This window comes from Terriglobus roseus DSM 18391 (assembly GCF_000265425.1).
Taxonomy (GTDB): Bacteria; Acidobacteriota; Terriglobia; order Terriglobales; family Acidobacteriaceae; genus Terriglobus; species Terriglobus roseus.
Genome location: NC_018014.1, coordinates 2,775,498 through 2,788,161 on the forward strand (window position 1 = coordinate 2,775,498; position 12,664 = coordinate 2,788,161).

General features: G+C 61.5%; 11 protein-coding genes. 4 read left to right on the top strand and 7 right to left on the bottom strand.

Annotated elements, in window-relative coordinates; genetic code table 11:
* The first annotated feature begins 43 nt into the window (after positions 1–43).
* Positions 44–823, top strand: coding sequence for a cytochrome c oxidase subunit 3 (locus TERRO_RS11455; RefSeq protein ID WP_014785819.1), 780 nt, complete (start codon positions 44–46; stop codon positions 821–823).
* Between the two features lie 45 nt (positions 824–868).
* Here the strand turns inward: TERRO_RS11455 and TERRO_RS11460 are convergent, their stop codons facing one another.
* Positions 869–1,897 carry a M20/M25/M40 family metallo-hydrolase gene (locus tag TERRO_RS11460; RefSeq protein WP_041592543.1) on the bottom strand — a complete coding sequence of 343 codons (1,029 nt, stop codon included), beginning with the start codon at positions 1,895–1,897 and terminating at the stop codon, positions 869–871.
* 42 nt (positions 1,898–1,939) lie between these two features.
* Here TERRO_RS11460 and TERRO_RS11465 point away from each other — a divergent pair, with 42 nt between their 5' ends.
* From TERRO_RS11465 to TERRO_RS11475, 3 genes are all read left to right on the top strand, one after another.
* On the top strand, positions 1,940–2,647 hold the full coding sequence (locus tag TERRO_RS11465) for an alpha/beta hydrolase (protein ID WP_014785821.1): 708 nt from the start codon (positions 1,940–1,942) through the stop codon (positions 2,645–2,647).
* Positions 2,648–2,928: 281 nt separating this feature from the next.
* Positions 2,929–5,865, top strand: a complete 2,937-nt coding sequence (locus tag TERRO_RS11470; protein ID WP_014785823.1) for an ATP-binding protein — start codon at positions 2,929–2,931, stop codon at positions 5,863–5,865.
* Complete coding sequence (locus tag TERRO_RS11475) at positions 5,858–7,273, top strand: sigma-54-dependent transcriptional regulator (RefSeq protein WP_014785824.1); 1,416 nt, start codon at positions 5,858–5,860, stop codon at positions 7,271–7,273. Before TERRO_RS11470 ends, TERRO_RS11475 begins: the two co-directional genes overlap by 8 nt.
* 9 nt (positions 7,274–7,282) lie before the next feature.
* Here TERRO_RS11475 and TERRO_RS11480 read toward each other — a convergent pair whose 3' ends face one another.
* From TERRO_RS11480 to hpnH, 6 genes are read right to left on the bottom strand one after another with little or no spacing between them, the layout of a single operon-like run.
* Positions 7,283–8,200 (bottom strand): diacylglycerol/lipid kinase family protein, encoded by a 918-nt coding sequence (locus TERRO_RS11480; protein ID WP_014785825.1) that lies wholly within the window; start codon positions 8,198–8,200, stop codon positions 7,283–7,285.
* Between the two features lie 12 nt (positions 8,201–8,212).
* Entirely contained in the window at positions 8,213–9,310 is a 1,098-nt protein-coding gene (locus tag TERRO_RS11485) for a zinc-dependent dehydrogenase (protein WP_014785826.1), read from the bottom strand.
* On the bottom strand, positions 9,307–9,996 hold the full coding sequence (locus tag TERRO_RS11490; protein WP_014785827.1) for a phosphorylase family protein: 690 nt from the start codon (positions 9,994–9,996) through the stop codon (positions 9,307–9,309). The genes TERRO_RS11485 and TERRO_RS11490 overlap by 4 nt, the downstream gene beginning before the upstream one ends.
* Positions 9,993–11,000 carry a hopanoid-associated sugar epimerase gene (gene hpnA / locus TERRO_RS11495; protein ID WP_014785828.1) on the bottom strand — a complete coding sequence of 336 codons (1,008 nt, stop codon included), beginning with the start codon at positions 10,998–11,000 and terminating at the stop codon, positions 9,993–9,995. Before hpnA ends, TERRO_RS11490 begins: the two co-directional genes overlap by 4 nt.
* A gap of 19 nt (positions 11,001–11,019) precedes the next feature.
* Entirely contained in the window at positions 11,020–11,472 is a 453-nt protein-coding gene (locus tag TERRO_RS11500; RefSeq protein ID WP_014785829.1) for a hypothetical protein, read from the bottom strand.
* A gap of 2 nt (positions 11,473–11,474) precedes the next feature.
* Positions 11,475–12,626 carry an adenosyl-hopene transferase HpnH gene (gene hpnH, locus TERRO_RS11505; protein ID WP_014785830.1) on the bottom strand — a complete coding sequence of 384 codons (1,152 nt, stop codon included), beginning with the start codon at positions 12,624–12,626 and terminating at the stop codon, positions 11,475–11,477.
* Positions 12,627–12,664: the final 38 nt, after the last annotated feature.

Here is a 12,664-nt window from a genome sequence, read left to right on the forward strand (position 1 = left end):
GATGCGGTCACGGAGTACACTCAGGGCCAACAGCGCCTGCGCCATGCCTGCCATTCTTCATCCCGATGAGGTCGTCGAAAAGCGACCATCCCGCCGTATCGACGAGGGCGATACGGGTGGCGGACGTCTGCCACCCATCGAGCCGAAGCACACCGGCGGCGGTGGCGATGGCGACAACTGGAACAACAAACCGGTAGGCCGTCGCGGACCACGTGAGCGCCTGGGTAACTATCGTCGCGGCCTCTTCTTCGCGCTGGCCGGCGACCTGATGTTCTTCGTCGCCATCGTCTGCGCCTTCTTCGCAACCAAGCACTCCGGACACATCGACGCCTACAACCACTGGGTGTACTCGTGGGTTCCCATCGCGATCCCGTCGATCTTATGGCTGAACACGGGCGCCCTGCTGATCTCCTCGATCACCATCGAACTGGCGCGGCGGTCCATCTTCCGCGAGATTGACGTGATGGAAGAGTGGCTGGGCATGGGAACGCCCACACGGAAGCGTGTGATGCCGTGGCTGGCTGTGTCTACCCTGCTGGGGTTGACGTTCTTATGGGGACAGTACCTGGCGTGGAAGCAACTGGCGCGTGAGCCAATCTTCGTGCGCGGAAACCAGTCATCGCGCTTCTTTTACCTGATCACCGGCATCCACGGCGTGCACCTGCTGCTGGGGATCGCGCTGCTCATCGCTGCGTTCATCGGCATGCGGACGGTAAAACAGATCGAGTCGCGGCAGATCCTGGTCGACTGCAGCGCATGGTACTGGCACACCATGGGTGCTCTCTGGATCTTCCTGTTTGGCCTGCTCATCTACGGCCAGTAGCTCCCGACACTGCCATCCCGTGGTCGAGGATGACAGTGTCTCGGCCTAGAGACCAGCAGCCAGTCCGCTGACAAGTTCGGCGTACTTCTCAACAGCGTCCAGCAGTTCAGACTTGAGCACCTTCTCCTCGGGCGTGTGCGCGACATGAATGGTTCCAGGTCCCAGCAGCATCGGCTCACCCCAGTTCGTCAGCGAGGAAATGTCCGTGGCGTACTTCGCCACCATCGTCTCCCAGCCCGGCATGCGCTTCATGCGGACGGCGGACAGGTCGAGCGCAAACTTCACATCGCAGCGGTTCGCAACCACCCGCTCCACAATGTCCTTCACGTCGCGCGAATCGCCAATGGTGCGGATCAATACGTGCGCCTCGGCCGCGTCGGCGATCACATTCGGAGCTCGTCCGCCGCTGACCAGGCCGGTATTCACCGTCGTCTCACCGATCTCGGCATCCACCGGAAACTCTGTCCGCTGCAGCTCGTGCAGGACGTCGATCAGCTTGTTGATCGCGGAGTCGCCAAGCTCGGGGTACGCCGAATGGGCCATCTTGCCGCTGGCGCGAAGTTCCACCCGCAACGCGCCCTTGGTGGCGAGCGCTAGTTTGTTCTCCGTCGGTTCGCCATTGATCAGGTAGCGCGAGCCGTGTCCATCAAGATTCGCCACCTTAGCACCGGCGGAGTCACGCTCTTCACCGACGACGTAAAGCAAGCCAACTGCAACGCCGCCCTTCAGAAGCTTCTCTGCGGCGCACACCTGCGATGCGAGGATGCCCTTGGCATCGCACGAACCGCGGCCGTACACGTACACGTCGTCTTCGCTCGATTCGAAGTACGGCGGCACCGTATCAAAGTGCGTCGACAGGGTGATCAGCGGCGACGAGCCGGGCATGGTCGCATAGACATTGAAACGCTCACCGGATGAGCCGTTGATCCCCGGCTGCTCCACCTTCTGCCGCTCCACGTTGTAGCCAAGCCCGCGCAGATATTCGTCAAGAAACACGCCGCAGCGGCCTTCGTTGTAGGTCGTCGATTCGATGTCGACAAGCTTTCGTGTCAGCGCAATTGGATCGATGGACATGCACACAAGGATACCCGACGAAGTCGCCGCTATCATCGAAGCATGGCTGCAACCATTCAAACGATCGAGACACTGCGCGGACCCGCGGGGCGGCTGGAGGCGTTGCTCAACGTCGGCAACAGCGCCGCAACTTACTCCGCGCTGGTCTGTCATCCGCATCCGCCGTCGGGCGGCACCATGCATACCAAGGTGGTCTATCAGGCCGCGAAGGGATTCTCGCACTTCGGTGTGCCGGTACTCCGCTTCAACTTCCGCGGGACAGGCCGCAGCGAAGGCGTCCATGACAACGGCCCCGGCGAGATCGAAGATGTTCGCGCTGCGATCAATTGGCTCGATCATGAGTTCGGTCTGCCGATCCTCCTTGCAGGCTTCTCCTTCGGTGCGAACATCGCCTTCCGCGCGGGCTGCGGCGATCCACGCATCAAGGGCCTCATCGGCCTTGGAATGCCGGTGGAGGCGGGCGGGCGCAAGTACAGCTATGAGTTCATGAGGGACTGCACCGCACCGAAGCTCTTCCTCACCGGTGCAGAAGATCCCTTCGCTCCGAGAGAGCTGATGGAGGAAGTCTTCGCGAACGCACCCGGCGACACCGAGATGCGCTGGATCGAGGGCGCGGAGCACTTCTTCGCGGGCGTGCCGTCCTCGCCCGCAGTCAAGCTCGACCGCATGCAGCTCGCGCTGCGCGAATGGCTCCACGCGCACTTCTTCCGGCAGACACCCGTCGTTGAGGCGGCTCGCGAGGCAAGATAGATCGAGCTCCCAGGTGGCATTTCCCGCACCCGGGAACGTACTCTCTTCCTGCGCGGAAGTCCGGCGATCTACATGGTTTTGCAGTGCGAGCTATGGGAAAACGTAGACCGCTTTACGCCCAGCGGTCAGCGGTATGATGAACTGGTATTGACAAGCCATTTCCACCAACTGGACCGCATATTTGATGACGTCTATCGCCATAAGCGATTGGCCTCCAACGTGCAATAGAAGGTGATGAGCGCGCGTTTCGCGATACGTCGCCGGAGATCAAGACCGAAGGAATGGGCAAGGCGCTACAAACCCGCGTAACCGCCGTTGTGTTGGCGATCGTGACCCTACTGGTCTGCGCGCTGGGCATTGCCAATTTTCTTCAGGAGAGCTCGTACGAGGCGCCGACGGACGGCGTCTGGTGGATTGAAGGCACCGGTGGCCTGCTGGCAGAGCGCGTCCCTGCGAACTCGCCTGCGCATCGCGCTGGCGTCCGCGAAGGCGATCTACTTGTCACGGCCAACAAGCGCAACACACTAGCTGCCCCGGCTCTGCAGCGTGAGATGGGCCACACCGGCACATGGGGCCACATCAATTACTCGTTGATGCGCGGCAAGGCGCCACTCGAAGTCCCCGTCATTCTCGAGCCGACCGACCGCAGCCGCAACCAGGGTCTTCGTCTCATTGCGCTGGCTTACCTTGCCATCGGCATGTATGTCCTGCTGCGACGCTGGACTGCGCCAAAGGCGATGCACTTCTACGTCTTCTGCCTCGTCAGCGGCGTCCTTTACAGCTTCCGCTACACGGGCGTCTTCGACACGCTGGATTGGATCTGCTACTGGGGCGTGCTGGCTGCGGGAGCACTGCAACCCGCCCTCTTCCTGCACTTCGCCGTCTCGTTTGGCGACATGACGCAGTCCCTGCGCCGCAAGGCATTGGTTGCGTTGATCTACATTCCGGGCGCGGTCGAGTTCGGCCTGCAGATCGAGGCCATCACACGCTGGTCGGCGACCGAGCGGCTGAAGCATCGGCTGGATCAGATTGGCGTGGGCTATCTCGCGCTGTATTACGTGATCGCAGCGGTTGTCTTCTGGTTCCGGTACCGCGCGTCCGACAAGCCGCTGGAGCGGCAGCAGTTGAAGTGGCTGACGCGCGGCACACAGCTCTCCGTCATCCCGTTCACTGCGCTCTACGCAATTCCCTACCTTGCGGACGCGGACGTTCCCGTCGCACTGGCCCGCGCCGCCGGATTCGCGCTGATCTTCCTGCCTCTCACCTTCGCGTGGGCCATTGTTCGCTACCGCCTGATGGACACGGACCTGATCTTCAAGCGTGGTGTCACCTACACGCTCGCGACGGCCGCGCTTATCGGCGTCTACTTCGGCGTGGTCGCCCTGTCGGCAGAGGTGGTGCACACCCGCCTGCCCAGCCTGCGGATCTGGGGACTGCTCGCCGGTATCATCGCCACCGCGCTGATCTTCGAGCCGATCAAAGCAGCCATCCAGGCGCGTGTCGACCGGCTCTTCGACCGCAAGCGGTACGACTATCGCGAGACGCTGATCGAGTTCAGCCGCGGCCTCTCTTCGCAGACAGATCTGCCGACGCTCTCGCGCTCTATCGTGGAGCGGCTCTCGCAGACACTTCTGGTTTCGCGCGTTGCAGTCTTCGTCGCATCGGACGACGGAACCGGCCGAGACTTCTCGCTGGCAGCATCCCACGGTCTGCCCGACAACATCCTCGTCGACCTGCCCACGCAGACCTCGCGCGACTCCTTCCTCAACTTCGGTCTGCTTTCTCAGGACCACATCTTCTTTGAGAATCCGCAGCAGTTGCTGCACCTGGAGCCGGCTGAGCAGCGGATGGCATCGCTGCTGGACCTGAACTACTACCTGCCGTGTCGCGTCTCCCGCCAGGGACACGCCTCGCGCACCATCGCCGTCATCGGCCTGGGCCGCACGCAGGAAGGTGACTTCCTCTCCTCCGAAGACATGGAGCTGCTGAGCTCCCTCGCCGGATACATCGGCATCGCCATCCAGAACGCGCAGCTCTTCTCGCGGCTGGAGCAGCAGATCACCGAGTTTGAGCGCCTGAAGGAGTTCAACGAGAACATCGTCGAATCCATCAAGGTCGGTATCTTCACTCTGGACCTGAACAACGCCGTCGAGAGTTGGAACGCCGAGATGGAAGTGATGTACGCGCTCCCGCGTGCGGACGCCATCGGCCGCAACGTTGCCGAACTCTTCCCGAGCACGTTTCTCGAACCCTTCTTCGAGGCCCATAACCAGCCCGGAACGCATCACCTGTCAAAGGTACGGTTGGATCTGCGCACCGGCGAAAGCCGCACGGCCAACATCGCCATTGCCCCACTGCTAACGCGCGACTTCGTCTCCGTTGGCTCCATCGTCATGATGGAAGACATCACGGATCGCACTCGCCTGGAAGGTCAACTGACACAGGCTGAGAAGCTGTCCTCCATAGGCCTACTCGCTGCGGGCGTAGCGCACGAGGTGAACACGCCACTCGCCGTGATCTCGTCCTACGCGCAGATGCTCCAGAAGCACACGCGCGACGATCTGCGCCTTGCTCCGATCCTCGAAAAGATCACGCAGCAAACCTTCCGCGCGTCGGAGATCGTCAACGGCCTGCTGAACTTCTCGCGGACCAGCTCGACGGTCTTCGCCTCTCTCGATCTGAACGCGGTGCTTCGCGAGACACTGACGCTGATCGATCACCAGCTCCGCACAGCTCGTGTCACCGTCGACGCGGACCTGCAGGCAACGCTGCCACGCATCTACGGCAGCCAGGGCAAACTGCAGCAGGTGATCCTGAATCTTCTGTTGAACGCCAAAGACGCCATGAACGACGGCGCCGGCGGCACCATCCGCCTGGTCACCTATGACAACGGCAACGACGTGACACTGCGTATCTCCGATACTGGCTCCGGCATCGATCCGGAGCACCTCCATCGCATCTACGATCCGTTCTTCACCACGAAAAATGCGCCTCGTCAGGGGCAGCATAAGGGGACCGGATTGGGGTTGTCGGTTTCTTATGGCATCGTGCAGGAGCATAATGGCCGTATCGCGGTGGAGAGCACCGTCGGCGTGGGCACCACGTTCACGCTCGACTTCCCCATCGAGCCATCGCCCAAGGATGACCCAAGCGCGCAGCGCGAACCGTCCAAATCACAGGCGATCGATCCCATCGAAGCAAGGACCGTGAATGCCTGAGGCATTACCCGACAACACACTCGCACTCGGCGCACGCATTCTCATCATTGACGACGAAGCCGCCATCCGTGACTCTCTCGAAGCACTTTTGACCCTGGAAGGCTTCACCGTCGATCTGGCCCCGGAAGGCATCAGCGGCCTCGAAGCGCTCGCTGGCGGTCAGTACGACCTGCTGCTGCTGGACCTGTCCATGCCGGGCGAGAGCGGCATCGACCTGCTGCCCCGCATCAAGCGTATGCGGCCCGAACTCCCCGTCATCATGATTACGGCCTTCGGCACCGTCGGCAACGTCGTCGACGCACTCCGTGCGGGCGCCGATAACTTCGTCCAGAAGCCCTGGGATAACGAGAAGCTCCTGGCGGACATGCGGACCGCGATCGCGAAGCATCGCTCGCAGCAGGAGGTCGTTCAGCTTCGTAAGACCTTGAAGCAGCGATACAGCTTCGACAACATCATCGGCAAGTCCGACATCATGGCGAAGCTGCTGGACACCGTCGCACAGGTCGCACCCGCGAAGACCACCGTCCTCATCCAGGGCGAGAGCGGCACCGGCAAGGAACTCATCGCCAAGGCCATCCACACGGCCAGCCCGCGCCGCGACAAGCCCTTCGTAGCCATCAACACGGGCGCCGTACCGACCGACCTGCTGGAGTCCACACTCTTCGGACACGTGAAGGGCGCCTTCACCTCCGCCGTTGCGGCGAAGAAGGGCCTCTTCGAGGTCGCGGACGGCGGCACACTCTTCCTCGACGAGATCGGCACCATGCCCATCGAGACGCAGGCCAAGGTGCTGCGTGCACTGCAGGAGCGCCGCTTCATGCCCGTAGGTGGCACCGCCGAGATCGCAGTGGATGTGCGCATCGTCGCCGCCACCAACGTGAACCTGCAGGCCGCTGTTCGCGACGGACGCTTCCGCGAAGATCTTTACTATCGCCTCTCCGTCATCACGCTCGATCTGCCGGCACTGCGCCAGCGCAAGGAAGACGTTCCGCTGCTTGCCGCTCACTTCCTGCGGCACTACAGCGAAGAGAACGGCTTTGAGCTGCGCACACTCTCGCCCGACGCTTTGCGCGCCATGCTCGACTACGACTGGCCCGGCAACGTCCGCGAACTCGAGAACGCCATGGAGCGCGGCGTCGTGCTCTCCGGCGGCCCCAACATCACGCTCGACCTGCTGCCGCAACAGTTGAGCGGCACCGTCTATACCGCGGCTGTGCTCGACCACAAGACCGACGCCTCCCTCTTCGACATCATGGAAGAGATCGAGCGCCGCATCCTGGCCGACCGCCTCGAACGCTGCAACTGGAACCAGACCGAGGCCGCAGAGTTCCTGCGCATCCCTCTAAGCACCCTGAACCAGAAGATCAAACGCCTGAACGTCGAGATCAAGAAACGCCACCGCGACTAACGGCGACGCTTAGAGCGTCGTGGGCAGTAGCAAGGTAATCGTCCGCGATGAACGGAGTTGGATCATTGCCGGCAGGCACCCGACCCACTCACCGTCCGCCTGCACGTGAGTTCTGCCAACCGCTCCGTCACACGTGAATGAGACCACATCGTGTCGGCTGAGCAGCGGGTTCCAGCGCTCCAGCCGCAACCATGAGGACAGAAACCAAAGCGGCATAGCAAGCAGTGCCGGCGCTTTGACGAGCACCAGTCGCATGCTCTCGTCATTGAACGTGGCGCCGCGTGCCACACCCGGAAAGATGCCGCCGAGATCCCCGATGCGCAGTGCCATCGCACTCACTGCCTCCGCCGTCCCCTCCGTGCCATCCGCACCCTTCCATTGCACGCGAAACGGACGGAAGCCCCCACGCAGCAACAGGCGCAGAGCATGCCAAAGGTAGGCCCACCGCCCTACGAAGCTTCGATTGATCGTCAGCATTCGGTACATCAAGGCACCGTCGGGCCCACTACCGGCCATCGTCAAGAAGTAGCGTTCGCCGCTCGTTGTCACACACTGACCAACGGCTACACGGCGCTCGCGCCTCGCGGCATAGGCAGCGGCCGCTCGCAGCGGATTCAACGGAATGGATAGCTCGCGGCACAACGCATTCGCACTGCCCAGCGGGATGATCGCGAGCTTCGCTGAAGTACCGACGATGCCCTGCAACACGTCGTGAACGGTACCGTCGCCGCCGCAGGCAAAGATGACCTCCGCACGCTCCGCAATCGCCGAGCGCGCCTGGTCCCCGGCACTGCCGCGATGCGTGGTCGCTGTCACCGTAAGCTCGTATCCATGCCCGCGCAGCAACGAAGCAATCTGCTGCACCGTGGCCTCACGGGCACTGCGGTTGCGGCCAGCCTGCGGGTTGTAGAGCAGAAGGCCGCGCATGATGTCTGGAGTCTACGGCTGAATGACGATCTTCATGGAGTCGGCAACAGGATGCGATGCCAGGTCGATCCCTTTCACAGCGTCCTCAAGTGAGAAGCGGTGCGAGATCAGCTTCGTAAGATCGAATGTGCCGTCGCGATAACCGCTGAACACGAGCTCAATCGCCTCATCCTGGATGGCAACGGAAGATGAGTACGACCCCATCAACGTCTTCTCATCCATGCAGACAGCGGCCGGATCGAAGGGAGCTTCGCCATGCTGCGTCTGCGCAAAGAGGCAGACACGGCCACCGGGCCGAATCGCATTCATCGCCAGGGTGATCAGGCTGTTCGCGCCCACGGCAAGCAGAGCAACATCCGCGCCACGCCCCTCGGTCACACGCTTGCACTCCGCAACGACGTCGGCGTTCGCATCCAGCGGATGATCGAGTCCGTACCCCGCAGCCACCGCATGACGCTCCGCGTAGAGATCGCTCGTCAGCACATGCGGCGTCTTGCGCTTGGCAAGAGCAGCCAGCAGGATGCCAATGGGTCCCTGACCGATGACAAGAACAGTCTCATCATCCTTCAGGTCAAGAAGCTCAATGGCCTTGTAGCAGGTGTTGACCGGCTCGATCCATGCAGCCTGCTCAAACGGAATATCGTTAGGAAGCTTAATTAATCCCCTGCGAACGATCCAGTCCATCACGCGGATATACTCCGCAAACCCACCGCCCGATGGCTCGCCAAAGCCAGCCGTAGCGCCAACCTTCTTGTACGTCTCGCACTGCGCAAAGGTCTGCTTGCGGCAGTAGTAGCACTCGCCGCAGGGAATATGGTGAAAGCTCATCACGCGGTCGCCAACCGCAAAGCCCTTAACTCCCTCGCCCACCTGCACGATGGTTCCAGCCATCTCATGGCCAAAGATCCGCGGCGCCGAGTGCGATCCCGTGTGGATCTTCTTCAGATCCGTCCCGCAGATGCCGCAGGTATCGATCTTCATCAACACTTCGCCAGCGCCGATCGTCGGCACGACAACCGTCTCCACACGAACATCATTCACAGCACGGTACACAGCAGCGCGCTGCTCCGTTGGCAAGGTCGTTTCTTCACGAGTCACTGCAACACTCATCGCGGTCTCTCAATTCCAATGTCATCGGCAATGGCTGCGCACAGATTCACCGCTGCCAGCTTTGCCTGCTTGCCAAACTGCGCAAGCGAACTCCAGCACTGCGGCTTCGTCGCAACATGTGCGATGAAGCGCGCCGTCGCGAACTGCCCTGCTGCGGTCACGAACGGATTCATATCCGGCAGCTCTTCATCCAGGGTATCGCTGATGGCCTTGATGGCGCGGAAGCCCAAACCGTTCGCCATAGCCAAACGTGCCACCGTGGAAGCTTCCATATCCACCGCAACCGCCCCGTCATAAGTACCCGCCAGGCGATGCTTCTCTTCACGCACAGCAACGCGCGTTGATGTCAGCAACAGTCCGCCAGGGCCATTGGCCGGCAGCATCTCACCCGTATTCAGATCGCGCACCATGCTGGCACGCACGATCGAACCCGGCGCCAGTTCTTCGCGCAGAGCACCCGCCCAGCCAACGGACAGTAACTGCATCGGTTCGCACACCTGGCGCGCTCGCGCAAATGAACGCAGCGCCGCGTTCGCTCCCATACCGCCCGCAAAGGCCATGATCGGCCCATTAGGATGCTGCCACCCGTCGACGCCGTCCTTGGTCTCAAGCGCAGCCCAACTACGGACCAGCGGCTTCAGTTCGCCAGGCATAGCGGCGATGATCACGATCGCATCGTTCATCATGCGCGTGCCTTGTATGCCGGCGCATAGCCATTCGCAACGAACCACTCCATCGCCGAACGCAATGCCATATCCACCGGCTTCACCTCGAAGCCCAATTCTCTCTCCGCCTTCGTCGAAGCCGCGAACATCATCTTGCGCCCCATACGCACGGCCTCAACGGTTGCCCGTGGCTCCTTACCCCGGAGCTTGCCCGTGATCGTCTCGTCGAAGAAAGCGAAGGCCATCGCAACGCCGTGCGGCACCTTATGCTTCGGCGATGGCAGACCACTCATGGCGGCCATGCGATCGAGAATCTGCTTCAGCGTCAGGTTCTCGCCACCCAGGATGTAACGCTCACCCGGTGTGCCACGATCCAGTGCAACGACGTGCATGCGCGCAATCTCGGCGACATCCACCAGGTTCAGGCCGGTGTCCACGTAAGCCGGAAAGTTCTTGTTCAAGAAGTCAACGACGATGCGGCCAGTCGGCGTTGGCTTGCGATCCTGAGCACCAATTGGCGTCGTGGGATTTAGGATCATGACGTGCTGCCCAGCCCGCGCGGCGGCAATCGCCTCCTGCTCCGCAAGCCACTTCGAACGCTTGTAGTGGCCGATCATGTCGGCTTCGCTCACTGGAGTCGTCTCGTCGACGATGATGTTTGACTTGGTAAAGCCCATGGTCGCCACGCTCGACGTGTACACCACGCGCGGCACGCCCACCTCACGCGCCAGCTTCAACAGTTCACGCGTGCCGTCAACGTTGGCCTTGTACATGTCCGCAGGATCGGGCACCCACAGTCGATAGTCCGCAGCGACATGCACCAACGCATCGCAGCCTGTCAGCGCTGAGCGTAACGAGGACACATCGCGCAGATCGCCAACGACCGTCTCGCCCGCGATCCCCTCAAGCGAAGCAAGATTACTCGAGGAGCGTGTGAGCAGGCGCAGCTCGGCACCCGCCGCAGCGTAGGCGCCAGCCACATGACTACCGACGAACCCCGTTGCTCCAGTAAGAAAAACCCGCATGAATGGTTAGGTAGCCGAACTAATCGAGCTTCTCCGGCTCGATCTGGATGTTCTTCTCGCCGGCTGCCTTCTTCTCCCAGTACTTCTTGACCCAGGCGTCAAAGGTCTTACCTGCGGCGGTGTCGCGGCCGCTGAAGTTGACCGCAGCGATCTCCGCGTACGGAATGCTGCGACGCGAACGGTCTTCGCCCTTCGACGGCATCACACGCACCATGGAATCCAGCAGCGTCTTGCCCTGACGGCGATCGTAGACGTAGCCCTCGACAACTTCGCCGGACTTCAAAGTGAGCGTCACATCGCCGCGGTAGTCGAACGCCTTTTCAAGCACGTCCTTCACTTCCGCTTCGGTCGCGAGCTCTGGAATCCATCCTTCCAGATTCTCGCGCTCGCGGCCCGCCATTACTTCCAGCTGGTCGGGCGATGCCTCTTGCAGCTCTTCGATCTTGAGGTGTTCCTGCTGGTCAGTCGCCATCGTTAGTCTCCTGCCACCAGGGATTCCGCGTGGTTCACGCGCTCTGCTTCAGCCGACAGAATCGGCGAACCGATCTGCACCAGTTGGCCGTGGTTTGTTGGGCGCCAGTCATTCAGAATCTTATTCGCGCCATCGTCCTTGTAGGTGTTGAAGAAGATCGCCTTCGCGGTCTGCAGCAAGCCCTTGACCGAGCCGAAGGTGTAGTTCACACCGCTGGCCTCATAGCCCGAGTGCACCATGCAATTCGCGCAACGCGGGTTACCGCTCTCCGTGCCGTAGTTCGCCCACTCCACCGACTGCATCAGTTCGGCGAACGAGTCAGCATAGCCATCCTGCAGCAGGTAGCAAGGCTTCTGCCAGCCGAAGATGGAATAGGTCGGCATGCCCCAGGGCGTGCACGTCAGTTCCTTCTTGCCCATCAGGAATTCCATGAACATGGGCGAAGCATTGAAGCGCCAGGTCTTCTTCCGGTTCGACAGCAGCGCGCGGAAGAGCTTCTTCGAGCGGGCGCGGCCCAGGAAGTGCTTCTGGTCAGGAGCCTTGTCGTACGTGTAGCCGGGCGAAACCATCATGCTCTCAACGCCGGCTTCCATCAGCTGGTCGAAGTGGCGGCGAACCGAATTCGGGTCGGCACCATCGAAGAGCGTCGTGTTTGTCGTGACACGGAAACCTGCAGCCACGGCAGCGTGAACGCCTTCCATGGCGATGTCGTAACCGCCCTCGCGGCAGACACCAAAGTCATGATGCTCGCGCTCACCGTCCACGTGTACTGAGAACGACAGGTACTTCGAAGGCTTGAACAGGTGCAGCTTTTCCTTCAGCAGCAAGGCGTTCGTGCACATGTACACGTACTTCTTGCGAGCGACCAGGCCGGCGACAATCTCCGGCATGCGCGGGTGCAGCAGCGGCTCGCCGCCGGGAATGGCAACCATCGGTGTGCCGCACTCTTCCACTGCTTTGAAGCAGTCTTCGGGCGACAGCTCAGCCTTCAGGATATGGGCCGGGTACTGGATCTTGCCGCAGCCGGCGCATGCCAGGTTGCAGCGGAACAACGGCTCCAGCATTAACACCAGCGGATACCGCTTCTTACCCATCAACTTCTGCTTCAAGACGTAGGTTGCTACGGTCCAAGCTTGCGAAACTGGTACTGCCATTCGCGCTACCTCCAGCGTGCTTTACACGCATGCCACGC